Consider the following 22,830-nt stretch of genomic DNA (forward strand, 5'->3'; position numbering starts at 1 on the left):
GGAAACCGGAGACACGACATGGCACAAGCAGTCGGCAAAATTACTCAGGTCATCGGCGCTGTCGTTGACGTGCAGTTCGAAGATCACCTACCGGAGATCCTGAACGCGCTTGAGACCGAGAACAATGGCAAGAAACTGATCCTCGAAGTGGCGCAGCACTTGGGTGAAAACACCGTGCGCACCATCGCGATGGACGCAACCGAGGGTTTGGTGCGCGGCGCGAAAGTGACCGATATGGGCGCGCCAATCACCATTCCAGTGGGCAACGCTACATTGGGCCGCATCATGAACGTTGTGGGCGAGCCCATTGACGAAAAAGGCCCCGTGAAAGCGGATGAAACCCGCGCCATTCACCAGCCTGCGCCTGAATTCGCGGAACAGTCCACCGAGTCTGAAATCCTCGTCACAGGTATCAAGGTGATCGACCTTCTCGCGCCTTACGCGAAGGGTGGTAAAATTGGTCTGTTCGGTGGTGCGGGCGTGGGTAAAACCGTTCTCATCATGGAATTGATCAACAACATCGCCAAAGTGCACTCGGGCTTTTCGGTGTTCGCGGGCGTGGGTGAACGCACCCGTGAAGGCAATGACCTTTACCACGAGATGATCGAATCTGGCGTTATCAAGCCAGACGCGTTGAGCGAAAGCCAAGTGGCCTTGGTCTACGGCCAGATGAACGAACCTCCAGGGGCGCGCGCGCGCGTGGCTTTGACGGGTCTGACCCTGGCGGAACAGTTCCGTGACCAGTCGGGCACAGACGTTCTGTTCTTCGTGGACAACATCTTCCGCTTCACGCAAGCGGGTTCTGAGGTGTCGGCGCTTTTGGGCCGTATTCCTTCTGCTGTGGGCTACCAGCCAACCCTTGCGACCGACATGGGCGCGCTGCAGGAGCGGATTACATCGACCAAAGCTGGCTCGATTACTTCGGTTCAGGCGATCTACGTTCCTGCGGACGACTTGACCGACCCTGCACCTGCAACCTCGTTTGCGCACCTTGACGCAACCACGGTTCTCAGCCGTGCGATTTCGGAATTGGGCATCTACCCTGCGGTTGACCCGCTCGACTCGACCTCGCGTCTGCTTGACCCTGCTGTCATTGGTGAGGAGCATTACAACGTGGCTCGTGACGTTCAGGGTATCCTTCAGCGTTACAAATCGCTGCAGGACATCATCGCCATCCTCGGCATGGACGAATTGAGCGAAGAAGATAAGCTGACAGTGTCTCGCGCACGTAAGATCCAGCGTTTCTTGTCGCAGCCATTTGACGTGGCGAAGGTCTTCACTGGCTCTGATGGTATTCAGGTTCCATTGGAAGACACGATTGCCTCCTTTAAGGCGGTTGTTGCAGGCGAATATGACCACCTGCCAGAAGCCGCGTTCTATATGGTGGGCGGTATTGAAGACGTAAAAGCCAAGGCCGAGCGTCTGGCAGCAGAAGCAGCCTGATAGGAGGGCCGAATGGCCGAAGCGTTCAAATTTGACCTCGTCTCTCCCGAGCGCCGCTTGGCCTCGTTAGATGCGACCGAGGTGCAAATCCCTGGTGCAGGGGGTGATATGACGGCGATGGCAAACCACGCGCCTACTATCACCACTTTGCGTCCGGGTTTGCTGCAGGTCATCCATGCGGGCGGTCAGGATGATTACATCGTTCTGGGTGGCTTTGCCGAGATCAGTGCCGATAAGGTCACTGTTCTTGCAGAGCGTGCATTGCCCCGCGCGGAAGTGACTAAAGAACTCTATGCCGAAATGGTGGAAGAGTATCGCAAGGCACATGAGACTGCGAAAGAGACATTCAAAAACGAGCCTGGCCCCGTGGATGACGCGGCCAAGCTTCTGTCTGACATGGTGGTATTGGGCGATCACATCAACCTGTGATCTCCTGTCCGCTTGAGGACGAAATTTAGAAAAGGCGCGCCTATAAAAAAGGCGCGCTTTTTTTCATGGGCGCGCCGTTGAGTGTGTTGTGCCAGGAAGTGGCCGCTTAACGGCCCCACATTCCGTTGGGATACAGCCCTTCATAGATCGGCACGAGGGTTTCCGTCTCAAACAGCGATGAGACGCTTGTGCCATTCCAAATGTTCAAAATTGCCTGTGCAAACATGGGCGCGGTGGGAACGATGCGAATATTGGGGCAGTTTTTGACAGCTTCGGTTGGCTCGATCGTGTCGGTCAAAACTAGGGATTTCATGACCGATTTGCTCACGCGCTCCACCGCAGGGCCAGACATCACGCCGTGGGTGATATAGGCATGCACTTCGGTTGCACCATGTTCAAGTAACACTTCGGCCGCTTTGCACAATGTGCCAGCGGTGTCGCACATATCATCCACGATCAAGCATCGCTTGCCTTCGACATTCCCGATCACGGTCATTTCAGCAACCTCACCTGGCTTTTCGCGGCGCTTGTCCACGATTGCCAAAGGCGCGCCAATACGCGTGGCAAGTTCGCGCGCACGCGCCACGCCGCCAACATCGGGCGAGATCACCATGACATCACCCACCTTGCCCTCAAATTGATGTAAAATATCCAGCGCGAAAATCGGGCTCGCATAGAGGTTGTCCACGGGGATATCGAAAAAGCCTTGGATCTGTGCGGCGTGTAAATCCATGGTCAATACGCGCTCAACGCCGCCTTCGGCAATCAGGTTCGCCACAAGTTTCGCAGAGATTGGCGTGCGCGCCTTGGTGCGGCGGTCTTGGCGGGCATATCCAAAATAGGGAATCACCGCCGTTATACGTGCAGCAGATGAGCGGCGCAGCGCGTCAGCGATAATCAACAGCTCCATCAAGTTGTCATTGGCAGGCTTCGATGTGGGCTGGACGATGAACATATCCTCGCCGCGCACGTTCTCGTAAACTTCCACGAAAATTTCTTGGTCGTTGAAACGTTCCACGCGGGCATCCACAAGACCGACTTTCATGCCGCGATGCATCGACATCCGTTTTGCAATCGTCTTGGCCAATTCGCGATTGGCGTTACCAGAAATCAGTTTTGGGTCTGAGGCGCTCATCTTTTCGCAAAGTCCTTGATCTGTGCAGGGCGCGCCCCATTTGGCGCGTTGACACCCCCTAGCACTCAGGCCAACGTGACGCAAAGCCAAAAAGGATCCGCGAAATGTCGCATATTGATTATTATTTCTCGACCATCTCTCCCCACACCTATCTCGCGGGAAAGCGACTTGAGGAGATTGCCGCTGCACATGGGGCGACCATTCGGTATCGACCTTTGGATATTATCGCCCTTTTTGCGCGCACGGGCGGCACACCACCCGCCGAACGCCACCCCGCACGGCAGGCCTATCGCCTGCAAGAACTACAGCGCCAGTCTAAGAAGACGGGGCTTGCCCTGACGCTGAAGCCTGCATTTTTCCCAACCAATTCTGCGCCTTCATCTTATGCCATTATTGCGGCCCAAAACGAAGGTGGCGGGGATTTGGCCGAACTGGTTCACGGGGTCACGCGCGCGGTGTGGCGCGAGGAAAAGAACATTGCAGAGGATGATGTGATCCGCGCTGCTCTGACGGCTGCAGGCTTTGACCCCAGCTTGGCAGATCGCGGGCTGTTATCAGGGGCCGAAGAATATGCTGCCAATCTCGAAGCCGCGGTTGAGGCAGGTGTTTTTGGCGCGCCCTTCTATGTGGTGGATGGGGTCACGCATTTCTGGGGGCAAGACCGCCTAGACGATCTTGCGCTCCATTTAGAGGGCAAGCTTTAGCCCGCCCTAAAGCAGTCCAATAGAGCTTGGACCTTGCTCTGTGAGCATGACCAATCAGTGACGAGGCGACAGAGGATCAACTCATCCTCTGGCCCCTCAAGCGTGGCGTTGAAGGGAAAGAGGTAATATTGCGCCCCCGCTGCAAAGGCGCGTTTATGGGCTGCACGGGGAAGATGCGCGAACAGCATATTGCCCGCAGGCTCATGCGCGATATGCACCCCCTCGATCTGCGCCAAACCTGCGCGCAATTCTGCCATGCGCGCATTGGCGGATTGCGCCAATCGCAGCCAGAGATCATCGAGCGTATAGGCCTCCATCTGTGCAGAGAGAAAGCGGTGCTTTGACCATAGATGTGCGCCACGCTTGCGGCGCAATTCAAATTCCCACGCCTTTTTCGGGTCGAACAGGATCACGGCCTCAACACCCATGCAGCCGTTCTTTGTGCCGCCAAAACTGACTGCATCCACACCTGCCTTCCATGTCATATCGGCAGGGCGGCAGCCAAGGGCCGCGCAGGCATTGGCAAAACGCGCGCCATCAAGATGAACGGGCAGGTCATAGGATTTTGCAACATCACTGAGCGCCTTGATCTCGCTTAGGCTATAGGCGGTGCCGACTTCGGTGATATTGGTTAGGCTCACAGGGCCGCGCTGCATGCCATGCACACCTTTGTCGCCCGTATGTGCAATGGTCTGCGCCAAGCCATCAGGGGTCATCTTGCCCCCTTCGCCTTCGACCAAGGCCAGTTTCGCGCCATTGGCATAGAATTCGGGCGCGCCGCATTCATCTTCTTCGATATGGGCGATGCGATGGCAGAAGATCGACTGCCACGGCTGCACCATCACCGACAAGGCCAAGGCATTGGCGGCTGTGCCCGTGCTGACGAGATAAACCGCCGCCTCTGGGGCCTCGAACAGGTCGCGGATGGATTGGCGCACGCGTGCCATGGCGTCATCTGCACCATAGGGCATGGCATAGCCCTCATTGGCCGCTGTAATGGCCGCAATCACATCTGGATGGGTGGGGCCTGTATTGTCGGAGGCAAAGTTCATAATCCTGGCTCCTCGATAATGTAATCTTCCCAGTCTTCTTCTGGAATGTCGAATTCGGCAACCGTGATCCCGCGCGCGGAAATCCCCGCTTGGTGCACAGTTTCAGGATCCCCTGACACCAAAGGGTGCCACCAATACAAATCCTTGCCCTCATGCAGCAATCTATAGGCGCAGGTTTCAGGCATGAAATAGGCGACATCCTTCATGCCCTCAGGGGTCAATTGGATACACTCGGGCACAAGTGTCTTTCTAATTTCATATTGTCCGCATCGGCAGGTTGCATCATCGAAAAGGCGGCAGGCAACCCGTGTCAGGGCCACCTCGCCCGTATCGGCATCTTCTAGCTTGTTGAGACAACATTTCCCGCACCCATCACAGAGGCTTTCCCATTCTTGTGCCGTCATATCGGCCAAGGATTTGCGTTTCCAAAAGGGGGCTTTCTTGGTCATAACGCAGCGAGGATCTCGCGCGCCATCTGGCTGTCGCGATTCATTTGGGCGATCAAGGCCTCAAGGCTGTCGAATTTCTCTTCACCACGCAGAAACTCGACCAGACCGACAGACATATCCATGCCGTAAATATCGCCTAAAAAATCAAAGATGAAGGTTTCGAGATTTGGCTCTTGCCCATTGAACATGGGCCGCACGCCAAGACTGGCCACGCCGTGATACTGGCCCGCATATGGCCCGCTGCGCAATTCAACCAAAACTGCGTAAACACCAAGTTTGGGAACGTGCAGACCATCCAATGACATATTGGCAGTGGGGTAGCCCAATGTGCGCCCCCGTTTCTCGCCATGGATCACGGGGCCTTCGATCCGGTGCCAGTGGCCAAGCATGTCGCGGGCTTGGCGCGGGTCACCCGACCTGAGCGCGTCTCGGATAGCGGTGGATGACACGGCCACACCGGCCGAATTCAGCAGATCGACCACAGTCACATCAAACCCATAACGCGCCCCGAAGGCGCGCAGCATATCGGTTGTGCCTTTGCGACCTTTGCCAAAACAGAAATCCGCACCCACGACCAGATGCTTCAGATCCAGCCCCTCAACCACCACTTCGCGGATGAAATCTTCTGCATCAAGTGCGGAAAGGGTGCGATTGAAAGGCAGCTCATAGAGGATCTCCACCCCCATTTTCTCAAGGCGATTGGCGCGGGCTTCGGCATTCATCAGCCGAAATGGCGGGGCGTCAGGGTTAAAGAATTCGCGCGGATGCGGCTCGAAGGTCAAAACCCCTAAAGGGGCCTCATGACCGCGGGCAAGGTCGATGCAATGCGCGTGACCTAGATGCACGCCATCAAAATTCCCAATGGCCACAGAGGCGCCACGGTTTTCGGGTCGGACAAATTGATGGTCACGAACGATACGCATACTGCCCGAATATCCAAGCCCGCGATCTAGGGCAAGCATCGGGTCGGTAAAAATCCTGCGCCGCTGCGAGGTTAATCAAATTTCCGTGACGGGGCTAGGACGACTGCCTCGCCTTTGAGGACAGGTTTGCCATCAATCAGGCAGCGCGTCTCAAGGGTCACACGGCGCTTTGCGTGGTCTATCGCGGTCACTTCCACCTCGGCCCGCACTTGATCACCAGGGCGCACGGGTGCCATGAATTTCAGCGTTTGACCCAAGTAAACAGTGCCATGCCCCGGCAGTTGTTCGCCGATAACGGCTGAAATAAGCCCTGCGGTTAGCATCCCATGGGCGATGCGCCCCTCAAAAATCGTGTCACGGGCGTAATCATCGTCAAGATGAACGGGGTTTCGGTCGGTTGAAACCTCGGCGAAAAGCTCAATATCGCGGTCGCTGACAGTTTTGGTCAAATGCCGCGTCATCCCCAATTCGATATCTTCGATGCAGATCGTCCCACGGGGGAGGTTATGACTCGTGTCCAACATTCCAGTCTCCAAGAGAAATGCCCTTCGCTTGGAACTCACCATAGCAAATTTCTGCGATGCAGCAACAATTAAATTAAATCAAGAGCGCAAATGTTGTAATTTTGTTGCGCGACAATTTGCCCAATTAGCGTAAGAACCCAATGCTAAATGTTGGGTTTTGACCGCTATCTTTCAGATATTGGGCAAGTTTTTCTGGATTTGGCTGATCGGTTGTTGCTGTTTCTTCGCGGGCCAAACCGCCTGTGATAAACAGCGTATCAATGCCTTCGCCAATCCCGCCCTGCACATCGGTAAAGATGCCATCTCCAATGGCCAAGATTCGTTCGTCACTGATATCATGGCAATTTTGCACCAAGCGCCGCCGTGCCAGATCATAGATGGGGGGGTGGGGCTTCCCGAAATAAAGGCTCTCGCCGCCCATCTCAGTGTAAAGTTTCGCCACTGCGCCAGCGCAATATTCGCGGCTTTCTCCACGGTCCACCACGATGTCAGGGTTTGCGCAGAGAAGCTTGAGCCCGCGTGTTTTCGCCAAAAGCAATTGCGGGCGCAGCACATCAGGTTCGGCATGGGGATCAAACGGGCCCGTGCAAACAATCCCTTCGGCTTCGGCCACATCGACCTTGGTCAGGGTTACAGGGTTTTCAATCAGTTTCATCGGGGCGAAAAATGTGTCATCGCGCGGCTCGCCAATGAAATAGACCTTCTCGCCAACTGCCCCCGTTAGCATCGCCGCCCGTGCGCTGTCGCCAGAGGTTGCGATCATGTCCCACGCATCGCGGGGAACCCCCATTGCATCCAACTGCTTGGCAATCTCGACATGGGCACGTGGGGCATTGGTGACCAAAACCACAACACCCCCTTTGGTGCGAAAGGCCTGCAGCGCCGCAATCGCGTCAGGAAAAGGGGCGATGCCATTATGCACGCAGCCCCAAAGGTCGCAAAAAAGCGCGTCATAGCGTTCGGAAATCTCGGAGAGGTGAGAGATGGTTGCGGGGGCGTTTGCGCTATGGCTCATGGGGCGGGCTTTCTCTTTGAGGCTCTTCGCGCCTCTCTTACCGCGCCCTGCGATGGGATAAAAGGAAAAGGGCGGCCCTCAGGCCGCCCTTTCATCAAACTTTCATCTGATTAAAGCGCGAGGTTCGGGATGATCTGCTTTTTGCGGCTCACAATCCCTGGCAGCACGACCTGATCGGCATCGCCCACAACAGTGGAAAAACTCTTCTCGGCCACTTGGCGCACCAGATCGTTTGGCACCAAAAGCGTCGCTTCTTCGCGCAAAATATCGATGACAAATAACAAAACCTGATCGGCGCTGTCCTCTTTGGCGACTGTGATCATGCTGTCCATCAGGCTTGCTTTGCGGGACAAAACCGTTGCGGGCGCAGTTGTCTCCAGAACGGAGACACGGAAGGTCTTGCCCCCCACCTCGTAGGTTTTGCTGTCCATGCGCAGCAACTCTGCATCAGAAAAGCGTGAGACATCAGATTTCGCCGCAAACATTTCAGCAGCATAATCGGGGATAGACACGCCCAGATCAGCAGCGAGGCCTTCGGCCACGGCGCGATCATGATCGGTTGTGGTCGGGGAGCGGAATTCCAACGTATCAGACAGGATGCAGGACAAGGCAGCACCTTTCGCCCAATTTGGCATTTTCGCCGCATCATCACCTATCAGGTCAATCATCAAGGTTGCTGTGCAGGCCAAGGGGCGGATGGTGATATCAATCGGCCCTTTCGTCTCAAGCCCGCCCACCAGTTTGTGGTGGTCAATGATGGCCTGAACATCGGCAGCGTTGATTGAGGCAGGCAGTTCTGCAGGGTTGTTGGTGTCGACCACAACGCACGCCTGACCTTCTGCAACATCGTCAATAAGACGCGGTTTTGGCAAATCCCATTTCTGCAAAACAAAGGCGGCTTCGGTGTTTGGCTCACCCAAAAGAACGGCTTCTGCCTCTACGCCCTTCACCTCATTAAGATACCATGCCCACAAAATCGGGGAGCCAGTGGAATCTGTGTCTGGCGATTTGTGGCCAAAGACCAAGGTGCTCATGTCATTATCCATCTATTTTTTGTGAAAACTCGCGCGTCTTATAGGGCAGGGCTTTGGCCATGTCACGGGGGGCAAAGGCGGGAATTTGTCGCGGCTTTGGCTTTAATTTCCGTAATTTCGGCAGGGTTCGTCTGCCCGGGAAATTTTTTCGAAATTTTCCGCCTGCGGCCCGTTGACACCTCCGCATCCCCTGCCTATCTGCCTGTCGTTAGCACTCGCATAGACTGAGTGCTAATACATTGAAACATACGAACCTTAAGGAGTGTTCGACAGATGGCATTGAAACCACTGCATGACCGCGTGCTGGTTCGCCGCGTAGAGAGCGACGAAACGACCAAAGGCGGTCTGATCATCCCCGATAGCGCAAAAGAGAAACCCGCAGAGGGCGAAATCGTCTCCGTTGGCGAAGGCGCACGCAAGGACTCGGGCGAGCTGATCGCAATGAGCGTCAAAGCTGGCGACCGCGTCTTGTTCGGCAAATGGTCCGGCACCGAAGTCACGGTTGATGGCGAAGAACTGCTGATCATGAAGGAATCGGACATTCTCGGCATCATCGCCTGAGACCGTTCCTGATCGAATTTTTAACCTGATTTCATCCAAGGAGGAGCCCAGAAATGGCTGCCAAGGAAGTCAAATTCAATACCGATGCCCGCGACCGTATGCTCAAAGGCGTCAACATCCTTGCCAATGCGGTAAAGGTGACCCTCGGCCCAAAAGGCCGCAATGTGGTTCTTGAAAAATCCTTCGGTGCACCACGCATCACCAAAGATGGTGTTTCCGTGGCGAAGGAAATCGAACTGGAAGATAAGTTCGAAAACATGGGCGCGCAGATGGTCAAAGAAGTGGCATCGCGCACCAATGACGAAGCGGGTGACGGCACCACCACTGCAACTGTTCTGGCCCAAGCCATCGTGCGCGAAGGCATGAAGTCGGTTGCGGCGGGCATGAACCCAATGGATCTGAAGCGCGGCATCGATCGCGCAGTGACGAAAGTCATCGACAGCATCAAAGCATCTGCACGCCCTGTTGCAGATTCTGATGAGGTTGCGCAGGTCGGCACGATCTCGGCAAATGGCGAAGCGCAAATCGGCCGCATGATCGCAGACGCGATGCAGAAAGTCGGCAATGACGGCGTGATCACTGTTGAAGAGAACAAAGGCCTTGAGACCGATGTTGAGGTCGTAGAGGGCATGCAGTTCGACCGCGGTTACCTTTCGCCTTACTTCGTCACCAACCCTGACAAAATGGTTGCAGAGTTGGAAGACTGCTTGATCCTGTTGCATGAGAAGAAATTGTCTTCCTTGCAGCCGATGGTTCCACTGCTCGAGTCTGTGATCCAGTCTCAGAAGCCCCTTCTGATCATCGCTGAAGATGTAGAAGGCGAAGCCTTGGCGACTCTCGTGGTCAACAAGCTGCGTGGCGGTCTGAAAATCGCTGCGGTGAAAGCACCTGGTTTTGGCGATCGCCGCAAAGCGATGCTTCAGGATATCGCCATTTTGACCGGTGGTCAGGTGATCTCCGAAGATCTTGGCATGAAGCTGGAAAGCGTTACGCTTGATATGCTCGGCTCCGCGAAGAAGGTGATGATCAAGAAAGACGACACCACCATCGTTGACGGCGCAGGCGATAAGGCCGAAATCGAAGCACGCGTTTCGCAGATCCGTCAGCAGATCGAAGAAACCTCTTCCGATTACGACAAAGAAAAACTGCAAGAGCGCGTTGCCAAATTGGCAGGCGGTGTTGCGGTTATCAAAGTCGGCGGCATGAGCGAAGTCGAAGTGAAAGAGCGCAAAGACCGCGTGGATGACGCGTTGAACGCAACCCGCGCTGCCGTTCAAGAAGGCATCGTTGTGGGCGGCGGTGTTGCCCTCGTTCAAGGTGCAAAAGCTCTGGACGGCCTGTCTGGTGAAAACGCGGATCAAGACGCAGGTATCGCCATCGTGCGCCGTGCGCTTGAAGCGCCACTGCGCCAGATTGCGGAAAACGCAGGCGTTGACGGTGCGGTTGTTGCGGGCAAAATCCGCGAATCCAAAGACGTCAAGTTTGGCTTCAACGCTCAGACCGAAGAATATGGCGACATGTTCAAATTCGGTGTGATCGACCCTGCGAAAGTGGTGCGCACTGCGCTTGAGGATGCAGCTTCTGTTGCAGGCCTCTTGATCACCACCGAAGCAATGGTGGCCGACAAGCCAAAGAAAGATGACGCACCTGCAATGCCTGACATGGGCGGCATGGGCGGCATGGGCGGCATGATGTAATCATGCCCCCAAGGCCCTGTGGCTTTGGACAAAAGAAAGGCCCGCGTCACGCGGGCCTTTTTTCATTTGGGATAAATGAAACCGTTGCGTGTTAATGGACGCTTACAGGTGTCAGATCATTTTGGCGCGCCACAACGAAGGCCAAGGCGCGATCTTTGACGAGGGCCAATTGCGTACCTTCCTCGGTTCCAATTGCGTAAAGCTGTTCGCGCGCACCCGCTTGGGCGCGGATCTCCGAAGGGAGGCTCGCCACATCAACGGGGCGGATATAAACGATAGGCCGCTCGGACTTGCTCTTTGGGTGTTCGGGATTGGTCATTATCTTCCCCCTTTCGTTTGCAGCGCTTTTGAGGCTGCACCAGAATTTGAAATCTCAATCTTGCGCACAACGCTATCGGGCTGCAGGCGATGCAGGTCGATATGCAACAGCCCATGCTCCATCGTAGCGCCTGTCACCTCGACCCCATCGGCCAAGACAAAGCTGCGCTGAAATTGCCGCGCCGCAATCCCACGATGTAAAAAGATGCGCTCCGCATCCTCATCTGATTGGCGGCCACGGATCACCAATTGGCGATCTTCTTCTGTGATTGAGAGATCTGTTTCGGCAAAGCCTGCCACCGCTAAAGTGATGCGATAAGCCGTGTCGCCGCGTTGTTCGATATTATAGGGGGGGTAACCATCATTCCCAGATTTCACAGTGCGTTCGACCAAACGTTCGAGTTGATCAAAGCCCAACAGAAACGGGTGCGTCCCTAGGGTTAGTTTCGTCATAAGGCACATCCTTTGATAAGCGATCTGTGCAAGCGCCAGCCCCGTAATTCGGCAACTGGATCTGAGGTAAATATGGGGCCTGCCCAGTCCCCCTGCAAGCCCTGTTTGCATCTGGATTACGCAGGCGCGCCATTTCCTTTGCGTGGAGTGCAATGTCACAGTATGGTGCGGCACCACCCCAGATTCAGAAAGACATAAGCGCCCCATGAACGCCCCGACCGAAATGAGCCACGAAGACGTGCTGCGCATCCGCTTGGAGGTGCTTAAGCGCGAGCATCGGGATTTGGACGAGGCGATTGCCGCCCTTGAGACACGGCCAAGCCCTGATCAATTGACGCTGCGCCGTCTGAAAAAGCAGAAGCTGTCCCTCAAAGATGCGATCACCCGCATTGAGGATGAACTCACCCCTGACATCATTGCATAGCGGTTTGATCTCGCTATAGTGCGCCCCTCTCACAAGGCTTATTGCAAAGGATCCTCCCCATGGCGGATATCGAAATTGGCATCATCATGGGCAGCCAGTCTGATTGGCCCACCATGCGCGAAGCCGCCGAAATGCTTGACGCGTTGGGCGTTTCTTACGAAACGAAAATCGTTTCTGCGCATCGCACACCTGATCGGCTGTGGGACTATGGTAAAACCGCCGCAAGCCGTGGCTTGAAGGTGATTATCGCAGGCGCAGGTGGGGCCGCGCATTTGCCGGGTATGATGGCGTCAAAGACGCGGGTGCCCGTCATCGGCGTGCCCGTGCAAACCAAGGCCTTGTCTGGGGTTGATTCGCTTTATTCGATTTTGCAAATGCCGCGCGGATTTCCTGTCGCGACCATGGCGATTGGCGCTGCGGGGGCGGCCAATGCTGGGCTGATGGCGGCGGCCATTTTGGCCGTGCATGACGCAGATCTTGCCGCGCGTCTGGATCAATGGCGTGCTGATCTCTCCGCTTCGATCCCTGAGGAACCTCAAGATGACGCATGAGGTTCTGCCCAATGGCAGCGTGATCGGTATTTTGGGGGGCGGTCAATTGGGGCGCATGCTTGCTATGGCCGCAGCACGCCTTGGATATAAAGTTCGGATTTTCGAACCAAGCGCACAGGCCCCTGCGGGTGATGTTGCAATATCCGTGACGCAAGCGGGGTATGATGATCATGAAGCGCTCAAGGCCTTTGCGCTGTCTTGCGATGTGTTGACCTTTGAATTTGAAAATATCCCAAGCGCGGCCTTGGCCCTGCTCGAAGATACGCGCCCGCTCTTTCCTGCGCGCACTGCGCTTGAAGTGTCTCAGGATCGCTTGGTAGAGAAGGATTTTCTCAACAGTCTTGGTCTCAAAACAGCGCCTTATTGTGCGATTGATGCGGCCGACGGCGTGGCGCAGGCCCTTGAAAAAACGGGCTGTCCCGCGATCCTCAAGACCCGCTGTTTTGGGTATGACGGCAAGGGGCAAGCGCGGGTTATGGCCGCGTCCGAGGCGGATGCCGCTTATGCTAGCCTCAATGGGGCACCTGCAATTGCCGAGGGCTTTGTAAAGTTTAGCCGAGAGGTTTCGGTGATCATTGCGCGCGGGCGCGATGGCCGTGTCTCGGCCTATGATCCAGGTGAAAACATCCACCGCGATGGCATTCTTGCAACCACCACTGTCCCTGCTGACTTGCCTGCCATGCTGCGCGCAGATGCGGTTTTGCTGGCCTCAAAAATTGTTACGGCTTTGGATTATGTGGGCGTAATGGGGGTCGAGCTGTTCGTCACGCCTGAGGGCTTGGTCGTCAATGAGATTGCACCACGGGTGCATAACTCTGGCCATTGGACGCAAGCAGGCTGCGCAGTCGATCAGTTCGAGCAGCACATCCGCGCCATCACTGGTTGGCCCTTGGGGGATGGCAGCCGTCACGCAAATGTTGAGATGGAGAATCTTATCGGTGATGATGTGGCGCGCGCGGCGGAAATGGCCGAGACAAAAGGCGTTCAAATCCACCTATATGGTAAGGCTGAAACCCGTGCAGGCCGTAAGATGGGCCATGTTAATCGAGTGACCGGCGCGGCGTGATCCTGCCTCTTGGGAAGGGTGTAGGAAATTTTGCCGCGCTTCTGCCCTTGCGCCGCGCTCTCGCTTGACTATAACGCCATCAATTTGCACCGCTCTCGAAGCGCGCCTTTGCGTGCGCGGTCGCACCCTGATGTTTCGCCGTTTGTAGGCCCGCAGCCAATACCGAGGTTTTCCGATGCCCAAAAGAACCGATATCCGCTCCATCATGATCATCGGCGCGGGGCCAATCGTCATTGGGCAAGCCTGTGAATTTGACTATTCGGGCGCACAAGCCTGTAAGGCCCTACGCGAAGAAGGGTATCGCGTTATTCTGGTCAATTCTAACCCCGCGACCATTATGACCGATCCAGAACTGGCCGACGCCACTTATATCGAGCCGATCACCCCCGATGTTGTCGCAAAGATCATCGAGAAAGAGCGCCCCGATGCGCTGTTGCCCACCATGGGCGGCCAGACGGGTCTGAACACCGCTCTCTCACTTGAAGAAGCGGGTGTGTTGGAGAAATTCGGGGTCGAGATGATTGGGGCAAAGCGCCCTGCGATTGAAATGGCCGAAGACCGCAAGCTGTTCCGCGAGGCGATGGAACGTATTGGCCTTGAAAACCCGCGCGCCACGATCGTTGCAGCGCCGAAAAAAGAGAACGGCAAATTCGACATCGCCGCAGGTCTGCGCGATGCGATAGAGGCCTTGGAAGACATCGGTCTGCCCGCCATCATTCGCCCCGCCTTTACCTTGGGCGGCACAGGCGGCGGTGTGGCGTATAACCGCGAAGAATATGAGTATTACTGCCGCTCTGGGCTTGAGGCCTCGCCCGTGGCGCAGATTTTGGTCGATGAATCGCTGCTTGGTTGGAAAGAATACGAGATGGAGGTCGTCCGCGACAAAGCGGATAACGCGATCATCGTCTGTTCCATCGAAAACGTAGATCCGATGGGTGTGCATACGGGCGACAGTATCACAGTCGCGCCCGCGCTGACCCTGACCGATAAAGAATACCAGATCATGCGCAACGGCTCGATTGCTGTGTTGCGCGAGATTGGCGTTGAGACGGGCGGCTCCAACGTTCAGTGGGCGATTAACCCTGCCGATGGGCGGATGGTGGTGATCGAGATGAACCCGCGCGTGTCGCGTTCATCGGCGCTTGCCTCTAAGGCCACGGGGTTCCCGATTGCGAAAATCGCGGCTAAATTGGCCGTAGGTTACACATTGGATGAGTTGGACAATGACATCACCCGTGTCACCCCTGCCAGCTTTGAGCCAAGCATCGATTATGTTGTCACCAAGATTCCACGCTTTGCTTTTGAGAAATTCCCCGGCTCTAAGCCCGAATTGACCACGGCGATGAAATCCGTGGGCGAGGCAATGGCCATTGGCCGCAGCTTCCATGAGAGTGTGCAAAAAGCCTTGGCCAGCCTTGAGACGGGTCTGTCTGGCTTTGACGAGATCGAGATTGCGGGCGCGCCTGATAAGGCCACCATCACGAAGGCGCTCAGCCTGCAGACGCCTGATCGTCTGCGCGTGATCGCCCAGGCCATGCGCCATGGTCTGACCAATGACGCGATCGGTCATGTCACCAAATTTGATCCATGGTTCTTGGCCCGCATTCGCGAGATCGTGGATGTCGAGGAGGATATTCGCACTAATGGCCTGCCGCGCGAGGCGGATGCCTTGCGCAAGATCAAGATGATGGGCTTCACCGATGCGCGTTTGGCGACACTGACGGGCCGCAGCGAGGCCTCTGTGCGGGCTGATCGCACCAGTGCAGGGATCGTTGCCGCATTTAAGCGGATCGACACCTGCGCGGCCGAGTTTGAGGCGCAGACCCCCTATATGTATTCCACCTATGAGGCCCCTGCGATGGGCGATGTGGAATGCGAAGCGCGTCCCTCGGATGCGAAAAAAGTTGTGATTTTGGGCGGCGGGCCAAACCGCATTGGGCAGGGGATCGAATTTGATTATTGCTGCTGCCACGCGTGTTTTGCGCTGACGGCGCAAGGCTATGAAACCATCATGATCAACTGCAACCCAGAGACGGTTTCAACAGATTATGATACATCCGACCGCCTGTATTTCGAGCCTCTCACCTACGAGCATGTGATGGAAATTCTGCGCGTGGAGCAGGACGCAGGTACATTGCATGGGGTTATCGTGCAATTTGGCGGTCAGACCCCGCTGAAATTGGCCAACGCGTTGCATGAGGCAGGTATCCCAATCCTTGGCACATCGCCCGATGCGATTGATTTGGCGGAGGATCGCGAGCGGTTCCAGCAGCTTGTTCAAAAGCTTGAGCTTAAGCAGCCCGAAAATGCGATTGCCCATTCTGACGAGGAAGCAAAAGCCGCGGCTGAGGCCTTGGGGTATCCTTTGGTGATCCGCCCCTCTTACGTTCTGGGTGGTCGCGCAATGGAGATCGTGCGCGACACAGCACAGCTTAACCGCTATATCGCAGAGGCTGTGGTGGTGTCTGGCGACAGCCCTGTGCTTCTTGACAGCTATCTTGATGGCGCGACCGAGGTTGATGTGGATGCGCTGTGCGATGGTGACGCGGTTCATGTCGCGGGCATTATGCAGCATATTGAGGAGGCGGGCGTGCATTCAGGCGATAGCGCCTGTTCCTTGCCGCCTCATACGCTTAGCGATGCGATTATCGCAGAGATCACCCGCCAGACCGAGGCACTGGCGCGCGCGCTCAATGTGGTTGGTTTGATGAATGTTCAATTCGCGGTTAAAGGCGATGATATCTATTTGATTGAGGTCAATCCACGCGCTTCGCGCACTGTACCCTTTGTGGCCAAGGCCACGGATAGCGCAATTGCCTCTATCGCAGCGCGCTTGATGGCGGGAGAGAAACTTTCGGTTTTCCCCAAGGCCGCGCCTCATCAACCTGTGGATGACAACGCGTCTATCCTGATGGGCGACCCGATGAGCCTGTCAGATTTCCGCACGCCGTGGTTCTCGGTCAAGGAAGCGGTGCTGCCCTTTGCCCGTTTCCCTGGCGTGGATACGCTGCTTGGGCCAGAAATGCGGTCAACGGGCGAGGTGATGGGGTGGGATCGCAGCTTTGCGCGTGCCTTCCTCAAGGCGCAGCTTGGCGCGGGAACTGTTTTGCCAACGGCAGGCACAGTGTTCTTGTCGATCAAAGATGCGGATAAATCGCCGCTCTTGGTGGAAACTGCGCAAACCTTGACCGATTTGGGCCTCAAGATTTTGGCCACCTCAGGCACGGCGAAATTCTTGGCCGATCACGGGATTTCATCTGATGTGGTCAACAAGGCCTATGAAGGTGGGCGCACGATTGTCGATATGATGAAGGACGGGATGGTTGATCTGGTCTTGAACACGACCGAAGGCGCGCAAGCGGTGGAAGACAGCCGCTCGATGCGCACAGTCGCGCTCTATGACAAGATCCCCTATTACACCACGCTTGCAGGCAGCCATGCGGCAGCCTTGGCCATGAAAGCCGCACGTGAGGGTGAATTGGCGGTGCGTTCGCTGCAGGGGTAAAGCCCCAATTACAAGCCCGCGCGGAGGTTTGGCCAATTGGCGTCTGCGCGGGCAATATGTCCCCCGAGATCCTGTTCCCAGCGGCGTCGAATGCGCCGGTTGGCGTTGAGGTATAATTTCCCGTCAACGATGCGCCATACACCAGGGTCAATCGGGGCCGTGTAACCTTGCGATACGGCCCAAGCGCAATAGCCCCCATATTGCGGGGCAAAGGCTTCGGGGCTGTTCAAGAATTGCGCGCGGTTGGCTGCTGATGCAAAATGCCATGTGGCGTTGTCCCAGTGCGCGGCGAAGTCTGCCGCACCTTTGGTGGCGGCGCCATTGGTGAAATAGGCCACAGGATCATATCCCCGCAAAGCCATGCTATCACGTTGGAAGACTGCCTGAGCAAGCAGAGGCTGTGTGACGAGCGGCAGTGCTAAGCTTGACTTTATGACTGCGCGGCGGGTGATCATGGTGGGTGCTCCTGTTGCAAAACTGGGCTTGGGTATAGCCTGTTTTTAGATCACGGGTTTTGAACTTCGTGTGAGAGGGCGCGCTTGCAAGGTGGGCGCATCTATTGGCATATGGCGACAAAAGAACAACAGGGCGCGCCATGGCCAAGCTATATTTCAATTTTTCGACTATGAATGCGGGCAAGTCGACCTTGCTTTTGCAAGCAGCTCATAATTATAGCGAACGCGGCCAGACCCCATTTCTGCTGACGGCGCATCACGATACGCGCGCAGGCCAAGGCCGTATTGCAAGCCGCATTGGGCTGTCGAAAGAGGCCGTAACCTTTGCCCCTGATACGGACTTGTTCGCGCTTATCGAGACAGCGCACAGAGCGCAGCCGATTGATTGCGTCTTTCTGGATGAAGCGCAGTTCCTCACTAAGGCACAGGTCTGGGAATTGGCGCGCGTGGCTGATGATTTGGGGCTGCCCGTGATGACCTACGGCCTTCGCGTTGATTTCCGTGGTGAATTATTCGAAGGCTCCGCCGCGCTTTTGGCCTTGGCGGATGATCTGCGTGAGATCAGAACGATTTGCCATTGCGGGCGCAAAGCCACAATGGTGGTGCGAAAATCCCCTGATGGCAGCGTTGCCAAATCGGGAGAGCAGGTGCAAATCGGCGGCAATGAAACCTATGTCAGCTTGTGCCGCCGTCACTGGCGCGAAGCGGTCGGCGATAGCCCGTCAACATAGTCGCGCTCCAAGGGGCGTATCCTTGTCGGGCACGGCCAAAACCACATCCCCGCCCGCATCATGAAATCCAAGCACAAGTGCCTCGGACATGAAGGGGCCGATCTGGCGGGGTGGGAAATTCACCACGCCCATAACAAGCTTGCCCACCAATGCCTCGGGCGCATAATGCGCGGTGATTTGGGCCGAGCTTTTTTTGACCCCAATCTCTGGCCCATAATCCACCCATAACTTGATTGCAGGTTTGCGGGCCTCGGGAAAGGGCTCGGCGCGGGTGACGCGCCCCACGCGAATGTCGACCTTCAGGAATGTTTCAAAATCGGTTTCCATCAGGCTTATCCTTTCAGCGCGCGAGATCGCGCCGCCGCAGCCTTGACTGTTTCGCGGATGAGGGGGGTGAGGCCGCTTGCCTCATCCATCAAAACCTCTAGTCCCGCCTGCGTGGTGCCATTGGGCGATGTCACGTTGATGCGCAATTGTTCTGGGCTTTCGCTGGCCTCTCGGGCCAAGGCCCCTGCGCCCGCGACTGTGGCCTTTGCCAATTCCATCGCCATCGCTTCAGGCAGGCCTTCGGCGCGCGCGGCAGCAGCGAGACAGTCAATCATATAGAAGACATAGGCAGGGCCAGAGCCCGAGACGCCTGTCACAGCGTCAATCTGATCTTCCGTTTCAAGACGCACCACCTGACCGACGGCAGATAACAGGGTTTCGCCAAGCGCAAGATCGGCTTGGCTGCATTGCCCGTTGCCAATAAGCGCGGTGATCCCTCGCCCGATTGCGGCGGGGGTGTTGGGCATGGCGCGGATAATTTTGGTGGATGCGCCAAATTCGGCTTCAAATCTGGCGATTGGTGTGCCTGCCGCCACAGAGATCACCAATGTCTCACGGCCCATATGCGCCGCAAGATTGGGTAAAGCTTCGCCCATCATCTGCGGTTTTACCGCGATAATGGCCACAGCGGCATTTGCGGGCAGGGGCGTGTTAATATTTACCCCCGCAGCCTTGAGCCAATCAGAGGGGTGCGGGTCAATTACGGTCACGCAGGCAGATGGTATTCCTCGTGCAAGCCACCCTGCCAACATTGCAGAGCCCATTTTCCCACAGCCGAAAATCACCATGCCGCGCGCGGCAATATCGTCATACGTCATCACTCATCCCCTGTTGCGGTTTGCAGCAGGTTAGGCGCGACCAAACCCTTCGGCAATGGCCACTTGGATTGCTTCGCTCGGTGATTGGCTGCCCCAACAGGCCAATTGGAAGGCGGGGTAATAGCGTTCGCTTGCCAAAATGGCGGTTTCAACCATGCAGGCAATCTGCTCAGGGCTTGCCAGTTGATCCCCTGCGAGAACCAAGCCGTAGCGATAGACCATCATCTTTTGCTCGGCCCAGAAGCTGAACGCGCCCGCCCAGCATTTGTCATTTGCAAGGTTCAATGTCTCGTAAAGCTTGCCCATAGATTCGGCGGGTGGATCCATGTCGAAGGTGCAGATCATCCGCAGCGTTTCGTCATAGCTCGACCATGCCAGCGTCACCGAATAGGTGCGCCACTGACCTTCAAGGGCCATTGCGATTTGATCATCGGCAACACGGTCGAAATCCCATTCATGCCGTGTGGCAAGTGTTTCAACGATATCTATGGGATGGAGGTCTTCGACATCCATATACTGCTCGGAAAGTGACATTGCCCTAGGCCTCATTCTTGGCAGCCTGTCGCGGGCGTTGGGTTCAATCCCAATTTGCCCACTAAGGCTGGGTGACTCCACTAAGGGTCGGCTGATTTGCGCGGCCCCATACCAAATATGGTGCGGTTACTTTCTTCACCTGTAAAGCAATATTTTGATGACGCACCCAGAAATTGCGGTTTTCCTAATCCTATCCACAATAAATTGGGGGCTGTGCATAAAGATAGGGCGGGTTTGGTCTGGCCAAACCCGCCCTTGTTCAACTGCGCTGTGACCGCGCTTATTTCTTTTTCTTTTCCAATGCCTTTAGCCGCGCAGACAGCGCCTCATTTTCTTCGCGCGCTTTTTGGGCCATTGCGCGTACTGCATCAAATTCCTCGCGGGTGACAAAGTCGCGATCCGCAAGCCAGCGATCCATCAGCGATTTCATCGCATTTTCCGCTTCCTCGCGTGCGCCTTGGGCCACACCCATGGCGTTGGTCATCAATTGGCTGATGTCATCCATCATCTTATTGCGGGTTTGCATAGGCTGTCCTCTTGTCTCGCGGCGGGGCGCGTTCATACATTCGACCTTGATATGGGGTAAATGGCGCGCCGCTTCAAGGTTGACATCGCCGCATGGGGGTCTATCCAACAAGGGTTCCCACGCGCATCTAAAAGGTCCGCTATGTTTTACGCGATACCGTTTCCAGATATCTCGCCTGCGCTCTTCTCAATTGATTTTGGTGGGTTTCACTTTGCCCTGCGGTGGTATGCGCTGGCCTATATCGCTGGATTTCTCATCGCTGCATGGATGATCGGACGGCATTTGCGCAAATCCACGCTGTGGAGAAATGCCACCGCCCCGATGTCCCCTGAGATTGTAGAACCGCTTTTGACATGGATGGTCTTGGGCGTGATCCTTGGGGGGCGGCTTGGATATGTGCTGTTCTATCAGCCAAGCTATTACCTGCAAAACCCTGCCGAGATTTTGCAGGTTTGGCAGGGGGGGATGTCTTTTCATGGTGGCTTTTTGGGTGTTGTCATCGCGGGGCTTTGGTTTTGTCGTGTCCACAAGGTCAGCATAGCAAGCCTTGCCGACCTGTTAGCCTTGGCTACCCCGCCTGCGCTCTTTCTGGGGCGCAGCGCCAATTTCATTAATGCCGAGCTATGGGGGCGACCCAGCGATGCGCCTTGGGGCGTGATCTTTCCCGGGGCCGCGGCACAGGACTGTTCGGGCCCTGTGGGGATTGTGATGGATGCAGGCATGCAAGTTTGTGCGCGCCACCCGTCACAGCTTTACGAAGCGCTTCTTGAGGGGCTCATCTTGGGGCTTGTGATCCTGTATGTGATCCATCGCCAAGGGGCGTTGCGGGTGCCAGGGCAAGTGGCGGGTCTGTTTCTTGCAGGCTATGGGGTGGGGCGGTTCATTGTCGAATATTTCCGCCAACCTGATGCACAGTTCTTACTGAACCACCCGCGCGGTTATGCGCTGTGGCTGTCTGATGATATCGGTCTGAGCATGGGGCAGATCTTGTCATTGCCCATGGTCATTGTGGGGCTAGTGGTGATCTTGGTCGCGCGGCAGGTCGCGCGGCGTAAGGCAGGTGCCTAATGGGGGCAGGGCGCGCGCAGGATCGGCTGTTGCGCCGTATCGCGCAGTCAGGCCCGCTTTCTGTGGCCGAGTTTATGACCGAGGCGCTGCTTCACCCTGAATTTGGGTATTACATGAAGAAACCCGCTATTGGTCGGGACGGGGATTTTGTGACGGCACCCGAAGTCTCGCAAATCTTTGGCGAGATGATTGGGTTGTGGTTGGTGCAGGTTTGGTCTGACCAAGGCAGACCATCCGATGTAAATTTGGTCGAGCTTGGCGGCGGGCGCGGGACCTTGATGGCCGATATTCTGCGCGCTGCAAAACTGCTGCCCGAATTCACCCAAACGATCAGATTGCACATGGTCGAAGCCTCGCCCTTGATGCGCGCAGCCCAAGCAGAGGCTTTGGGACAGTATCAACCGCAATTTCACGACACTATTGCCACCCTACCTGACGGGCCGCTTTATTTGGTGGCGAATGAATTTTTTGATGCCTTGCCCATTCGGCAATTTCGAAAAGGGCGTGATGGATGGCATGAACGCCAAATCGGTGCAGATCAGGGCGCGCTAATATGGGGGCTTGGCCCTGTCATTGCGCCCGATTGGATAACGGCCCGTTTTGGTGACATGCCAGAGGGTACGATTGTCGAGGTTAATGCTGCGGCCGAGGCGATTGCATCAGATATCGGGCGGCGCATTGATGCGCATGGCGGTGCGGCGCTTTTGATTGATTACGGGGATTGGATCAGCGCAGGCGACACCTTTCAAGCCGTCAAAGATCACAGATACGCCGATCCATTGGTGGATATTGGCACATCCGATCTGACCGCCCATGTGGCGTTTCAGCCTTTGGCGGCCGGTGCCGCACCCGCCCGCGCGGCACCGCTACAGACGCAAGGTCTGTTTCTTGAGCGTCTTGGGATCACCGCACGGGCGCAGGCGCTTGCGCAAAAATTGCACGGTGACGCGCTTCAATCACATATTGCCGCGCATCGTAGGTTGACCCACCCCGAAGAAATGGGACAGCTATTCAAAGTGCTGGGTCTTACGCAACAGTCTGCGCCCGCCCTGCCAGGTTTGGATGATCTTGAAATAAGGGATATTTGA

At 56.1% G+C, this 22,830-nt stretch carries 26 protein-coding genes; 12 read left to right on the plus strand and 14 right to left on the minus strand.

Translation table 11 applies throughout. From position 1 onward, the window contains the following. Window positions 1–18 precede the first annotated feature (18 nt). Window positions 19–1,443 carry a F0F1 ATP synthase subunit beta gene (atpD, locus tag AAC632_RS06180; RefSeq protein ID WP_317656290.1) on the plus strand — a complete coding sequence of 475 codons (1,425 nt, stop codon included), beginning with the start codon at window positions 19–21 and terminating at the stop codon, window positions 1,441–1,443. A 12-nt stretch (window positions 1,444–1,455) separates the two neighbouring features. Next, window positions 1,456–1,872 (plus strand): F0F1 ATP synthase subunit epsilon, encoded by a 417-nt coding sequence (locus AAC632_RS06185; RefSeq protein WP_340297585.1) that lies wholly within the window; start codon window positions 1,456–1,458, stop codon window positions 1,870–1,872. A 106-nt stretch (window positions 1,873–1,978) separates the two neighbouring features. On the opposite strand, the gene AAC632_RS06190 is transcribed toward AAC632_RS06185, so the two are convergent. Next, on the minus strand, window positions 1,979–3,007 hold the full coding sequence (locus AAC632_RS06190; protein ID WP_340297582.1) for a ribose-phosphate pyrophosphokinase: 1,029 nt from the start codon (window positions 3,005–3,007) through the stop codon (window positions 1,979–1,981). A gap of 104 nt (window positions 3,008–3,111) precedes the next feature. On the opposite strand from AAC632_RS06190, the gene AAC632_RS06195 reads away from it, so the two are divergent. Next, window positions 3,112–3,711 (plus strand): 2-hydroxychromene-2-carboxylate isomerase, encoded by a 600-nt coding sequence (locus AAC632_RS06195; RefSeq protein WP_340297580.1) that lies wholly within the window; start codon window positions 3,112–3,114, stop codon window positions 3,709–3,711. Here the strand turns inward: AAC632_RS06195 and AAC632_RS06200 are convergent. From AAC632_RS06200 to AAC632_RS06225, 6 genes are all read right to left on the minus strand, one after another. Then, complete coding sequence (locus tag AAC632_RS06200; RefSeq protein ID WP_340297577.1) at window positions 3,708–4,763, minus strand: threonine aldolase family protein; 1,056 nt, start codon at window positions 4,761–4,763, stop codon at window positions 3,708–3,710. The genes AAC632_RS06195 and AAC632_RS06200 overlap by 4 nt on opposite strands. Next, the gene (locus tag AAC632_RS06205) at window positions 4,760–5,212 is read right to left on the minus strand and encodes a YcgN family cysteine cluster protein (RefSeq protein ID WP_340297576.1); all 453 of its coding nucleotides are present in this window, start codon (window positions 5,210–5,212) and stop codon (window positions 4,760–4,762) included. The genes AAC632_RS06200 and AAC632_RS06205 overlap by 4 nt, the downstream gene beginning before the upstream one ends. Beyond that, window positions 5,209–6,135, minus strand: a complete 927-nt coding sequence (locus AAC632_RS06210; protein WP_340298752.1) for a bifunctional riboflavin kinase/FAD synthetase — start codon at window positions 6,133–6,135, stop codon at window positions 5,209–5,211. Before AAC632_RS06210 ends, AAC632_RS06205 begins: the two co-directional genes overlap by 4 nt. Window positions 6,136–6,206: 71 nt before the next feature. Then, window positions 6,207–6,659, minus strand: a complete 453-nt coding sequence (locus tag AAC632_RS06215) for a MaoC family dehydratase (protein WP_317656279.1) — start codon at window positions 6,657–6,659, stop codon at window positions 6,207–6,209. Between the two features lie 124 nt (window positions 6,660–6,783). After that, window positions 6,784–7,674: a TIGR01459 family HAD-type hydrolase gene (locus AAC632_RS06220; protein WP_340297574.1), complete on the minus strand. Its 891-nt coding sequence runs from the start codon at window positions 7,672–7,674 to the stop codon at window positions 6,784–6,786. Window positions 7,675–7,784: 110 nt separating this feature from the next. Beyond that, window positions 7,785–8,708, minus strand: coding sequence for a manganese-dependent inorganic pyrophosphatase (locus AAC632_RS06225; protein ID WP_340297572.1), 924 nt, complete (start codon window positions 8,706–8,708; stop codon window positions 7,785–7,787). A gap of 273 nt (window positions 8,709–8,981) precedes the next feature. Between AAC632_RS06225 and AAC632_RS06230 the strand changes: the two genes are divergently transcribed. Next, window positions 8,982–9,269 carry a co-chaperone GroES gene (locus AAC632_RS06230; protein WP_340297569.1) on the plus strand — a complete coding sequence of 96 codons (288 nt, stop codon included), beginning with the start codon at window positions 8,982–8,984 and terminating at the stop codon, window positions 9,267–9,269. Between the two features lie 53 nt (window positions 9,270–9,322). After that, on the plus strand, window positions 9,323–10,966 hold the full coding sequence (groL, locus tag AAC632_RS06235; RefSeq protein WP_340297566.1) for a chaperonin GroEL: 1,644 nt from the start codon (window positions 9,323–9,325) through the stop codon (window positions 10,964–10,966). A gap of 91 nt (window positions 10,967–11,057) precedes the next feature. On the opposite strand, the gene AAC632_RS06240 is transcribed toward groL, so the two are convergent. Together AAC632_RS06240 and AAC632_RS06245 are read right to left on the minus strand one after the other, a co-directional pair. Then, window positions 11,058–11,285 carry a DUF1150 family protein gene (locus AAC632_RS06240; protein ID WP_317656272.1) on the minus strand — a complete coding sequence of 76 codons (228 nt, stop codon included), beginning with the start codon at window positions 11,283–11,285 and terminating at the stop codon, window positions 11,058–11,060. Then, complete coding sequence (locus AAC632_RS06245; protein WP_340297563.1) at window positions 11,285–11,737, minus strand: Hsp20 family protein; 453 nt, start codon at window positions 11,735–11,737, stop codon at window positions 11,285–11,287. The genes AAC632_RS06240 and AAC632_RS06245 overlap by 1 nt, the downstream gene beginning before the upstream one ends. 205 nt (window positions 11,738–11,942) lie before the next feature. Between AAC632_RS06245 and AAC632_RS06250 the strand changes: the two genes are divergently transcribed. The 4 genes from AAC632_RS06250 to carB all read left to right on the plus strand — a co-directional run bounded on the left by AAC632_RS06250 (window position 11,943) and on the right by carB (window position 17,283). After that, window positions 11,943–12,161 carry a YdcH family protein gene (locus AAC632_RS06250; protein WP_317656269.1) on the plus strand — a complete coding sequence of 73 codons (219 nt, stop codon included), beginning with the start codon at window positions 11,943–11,945 and terminating at the stop codon, window positions 12,159–12,161. 59 nt (window positions 12,162–12,220) lie between these two features. Then, window positions 12,221–12,712 carry a 5-(carboxyamino)imidazole ribonucleotide mutase gene (purE, locus tag AAC632_RS06255; RefSeq protein ID WP_340297561.1) on the plus strand — a complete coding sequence of 164 codons (492 nt, stop codon included), beginning with the start codon at window positions 12,221–12,223 and terminating at the stop codon, window positions 12,710–12,712. After that, complete coding sequence (locus AAC632_RS06260; RefSeq protein ID WP_340261572.1) at window positions 12,702–13,778, plus strand: 5-(carboxyamino)imidazole ribonucleotide synthase; 1,077 nt, start codon at window positions 12,702–12,704, stop codon at window positions 13,776–13,778. Before purE ends, AAC632_RS06260 begins: the two co-directional genes overlap by 11 nt. A 175-nt stretch (window positions 13,779–13,953) precedes the next feature. Then, complete coding sequence (gene carB, locus AAC632_RS06265) at window positions 13,954–17,283, plus strand: carbamoyl-phosphate synthase large subunit (RefSeq protein ID WP_340299896.1); 3,330 nt, start codon at window positions 13,954–13,956, stop codon at window positions 17,281–17,283. Between the two features lie 8 nt (window positions 17,284–17,291). Here carB and AAC632_RS06270 read toward each other — a convergent pair whose 3' ends face one another. Continuing rightward, the gene (locus AAC632_RS06270) at window positions 17,292–17,645 is read right to left on the minus strand and encodes a YHS domain-containing (seleno)protein (RefSeq protein WP_340299898.1); all 354 of its coding nucleotides are present in this window, start codon (window positions 17,643–17,645) and stop codon (window positions 17,292–17,294) included. Window positions 17,646–17,878: 233 nt separating this feature from the next. Between AAC632_RS06270 and AAC632_RS06275 the strand changes: the two genes are divergently transcribed. Continuing rightward, the gene (locus tag AAC632_RS06275) at window positions 17,879–18,469 is read left to right on the plus strand and encodes a thymidine kinase (RefSeq protein WP_340297552.1); all 591 of its coding nucleotides are present in this window, start codon (window positions 17,879–17,881) and stop codon (window positions 18,467–18,469) included. Here the strand turns inward: AAC632_RS06275 and AAC632_RS06280 are convergent. The 4 genes from AAC632_RS06280 to AAC632_RS06295 all read right to left on the minus strand — a co-directional run bounded on the left by AAC632_RS06280 (window position 18,461) and on the right by AAC632_RS06295 (window position 20,674). Next, window positions 18,461–18,796, minus strand: coding sequence for a tRNA-binding protein (locus AAC632_RS06280; RefSeq protein WP_445322647.1), 336 nt, complete (start codon window positions 18,794–18,796; stop codon window positions 18,461–18,463). The genes AAC632_RS06275 and AAC632_RS06280 overlap by 9 nt on opposite strands. Before the next feature lie 5 nt (window positions 18,797–18,801). After that, window positions 18,802–19,614, minus strand: coding sequence for a pyrroline-5-carboxylate reductase (gene proC, locus AAC632_RS06285; RefSeq protein WP_340297549.1), 813 nt, complete (start codon window positions 19,612–19,614; stop codon window positions 18,802–18,804). A gap of 30 nt (window positions 19,615–19,644) precedes the next feature. Further along, complete coding sequence (locus tag AAC632_RS06290; protein WP_317656260.1) at window positions 19,645–20,148, minus strand: type III secretion system chaperone family protein; 504 nt, start codon at window positions 20,146–20,148, stop codon at window positions 19,645–19,647. 280 nt (window positions 20,149–20,428) lie between these two features. After that, window positions 20,429–20,674, minus strand: a complete 246-nt coding sequence (locus tag AAC632_RS06295; RefSeq protein ID WP_340261563.1) for an accessory factor UbiK family protein — start codon at window positions 20,672–20,674, stop codon at window positions 20,429–20,431. Between the two features lie 141 nt (window positions 20,675–20,815). Here AAC632_RS06295 and lgt point away from each other — a divergent pair, with 141 nt between their 5' ends. Both lgt and AAC632_RS06305 read left to right on the plus strand, forming a co-directional pair. Continuing rightward, window positions 20,816–21,742 (plus strand): prolipoprotein diacylglyceryl transferase, encoded by a 927-nt coding sequence (gene lgt, locus AAC632_RS06300; protein ID WP_340297546.1) that lies wholly within the window; start codon window positions 20,816–20,818, stop codon window positions 21,740–21,742. Then, a complete protein-coding gene (locus AAC632_RS06305) occupies window positions 21,742–22,830 on the plus strand; it encodes a class I SAM-dependent methyltransferase (RefSeq protein ID WP_340297543.1) in 1,089 nt (362 codons plus the stop codon). Before lgt ends, AAC632_RS06305 begins: the two co-directional genes overlap by 1 nt.

The organism is Roseobacter sp. HKCC-CH-9351, from assembly GCF_037830295.1.
GTDB lineage: Bacteria > Pseudomonadota > Alphaproteobacteria > Rhodobacterales > Rhodobacteraceae > M30B80.

What these genes read in the sequence shown, in the direction of transcription:
- atpD (WP_317656290.1), top strand. Translation starts at nt 19, where the DNA reads ATGGCACAAGCAGTCGGCAAAATTACTCAGGTCATCGGCGCTGTCGTT.
- AAC632_RS06185 (WP_340297585.1), top strand. Translation starts at nt 1,456, where the DNA reads ATGGCCGAAGCGTTCAAATTTGACCTCGTCTCTCCCGAGCGCCGCTTG.
- AAC632_RS06190 (WP_340297582.1), bottom strand. Translation starts at nt 3,007, where the DNA reads ATGAGCGCCTCAGACCCAAAACTGATTTCTGGTAACGCCAATCGCGAA.
- AAC632_RS06195 (WP_340297580.1), top strand. Translation starts at nt 3,112, where the DNA reads ATGTCGCATATTGATTATTATTTCTCGACCATCTCTCCCCACACCTAT.
- AAC632_RS06200 (WP_340297577.1), bottom strand. Translation starts at nt 4,763, where the DNA reads ATGAACTTTGCCTCCGACAATACAGGCCCCACCCATCCAGATGTGATT.
- AAC632_RS06205 (WP_340297576.1), bottom strand. Translation starts at nt 5,212, where the DNA reads ATGACCAAGAAAGCCCCCTTTTGGAAACGCAAATCCTTGGCCGATATG.
- AAC632_RS06210 (WP_340298752.1), bottom strand. Translation starts at nt 6,135, where the DNA reads ATGCGTATCGTTCGTGACCATCAATTTGTCCGACCCGAAAACCGTGGC.
- AAC632_RS06215 (WP_317656279.1), bottom strand. Translation starts at nt 6,659, where the DNA reads ATGTTGGACACGAGTCATAACCTCCCCCGTGGGACGATCTGCATCGAA.
- AAC632_RS06220 (WP_340297574.1), bottom strand. Translation starts at nt 7,674, where the DNA reads ATGAGCCATAGCGCAAACGCCCCCGCAACCATCTCTCACCTCTCCGAG.
- AAC632_RS06225 (WP_340297572.1), bottom strand. Translation starts at nt 8,708, where the DNA reads ATGAGCACCTTGGTCTTTGGCCACAAATCGCCAGACACAGATTCCACT.
- AAC632_RS06230 (WP_340297569.1), top strand. Translation starts at nt 8,982, where the DNA reads ATGGCATTGAAACCACTGCATGACCGCGTGCTGGTTCGCCGCGTAGAG.
- groL (WP_340297566.1), top strand. Translation starts at nt 9,323, where the DNA reads ATGGCTGCCAAGGAAGTCAAATTCAATACCGATGCCCGCGACCGTATG.
- AAC632_RS06240 (WP_317656272.1), bottom strand. Translation starts at nt 11,285, where the DNA reads ATGACCAATCCCGAACACCCAAAGAGCAAGTCCGAGCGGCCTATCGTT.
- AAC632_RS06245 (WP_340297563.1), bottom strand. Translation starts at nt 11,737, where the DNA reads ATGACGAAACTAACCCTAGGGACGCACCCGTTTCTGTTGGGCTTTGAT.
- AAC632_RS06250 (WP_317656269.1), top strand. Translation starts at nt 11,943, where the DNA reads ATGAACGCCCCGACCGAAATGAGCCACGAAGACGTGCTGCGCATCCGC.
- purE (WP_340297561.1), top strand. Translation starts at nt 12,221, where the DNA reads ATGGCGGATATCGAAATTGGCATCATCATGGGCAGCCAGTCTGATTGG.
- AAC632_RS06260 (WP_340261572.1), top strand. Translation starts at nt 12,702, where the DNA reads ATGACGCATGAGGTTCTGCCCAATGGCAGCGTGATCGGTATTTTGGGG.
- carB (WP_340299896.1), top strand. Translation starts at nt 13,954, where the DNA reads ATGCCCAAAAGAACCGATATCCGCTCCATCATGATCATCGGCGCGGGG.
- AAC632_RS06270 (WP_340299898.1), bottom strand. Translation starts at nt 17,645, where the DNA reads ATGGCTTTGCGGGGATATGATCCTGTGGCCTATTTCACCAATGGCGCC.
- AAC632_RS06275 (WP_340297552.1), top strand. Translation starts at nt 17,879, where the DNA reads ATGGCCAAGCTATATTTCAATTTTTCGACTATGAATGCGGGCAAGTCG.
- AAC632_RS06280 (WP_445322647.1), bottom strand. Translation starts at nt 18,796, where the DNA reads ATGGAAACCGATTTTGAAACATTCCTGAAGGTCGACATTCGCGTGGGG.
- proC (WP_340297549.1), bottom strand. Translation starts at nt 19,614, where the DNA reads ATGACGTATGACGATATTGCCGCGCGCGGCATGGTGATTTTCGGCTGT.
- AAC632_RS06290 (WP_317656260.1), bottom strand. Translation starts at nt 20,148, where the DNA reads ATGTCACTTTCCGAGCAGTATATGGATGTCGAAGACCTCCATCCCATA.
- AAC632_RS06295 (WP_340261563.1), bottom strand. Translation starts at nt 20,674, where the DNA reads ATGCAAACCCGCAATAAGATGATGGATGACATCAGCCAATTGATGACC.
- lgt (WP_340297546.1), top strand. Translation starts at nt 20,816, where the DNA reads ATGTTTTACGCGATACCGTTTCCAGATATCTCGCCTGCGCTCTTCTCA.
- AAC632_RS06305 (WP_340297543.1), top strand. Translation starts at nt 21,742, where the DNA reads ATGGGGGCAGGGCGCGCGCAGGATCGGCTGTTGCGCCGTATCGCGCAG.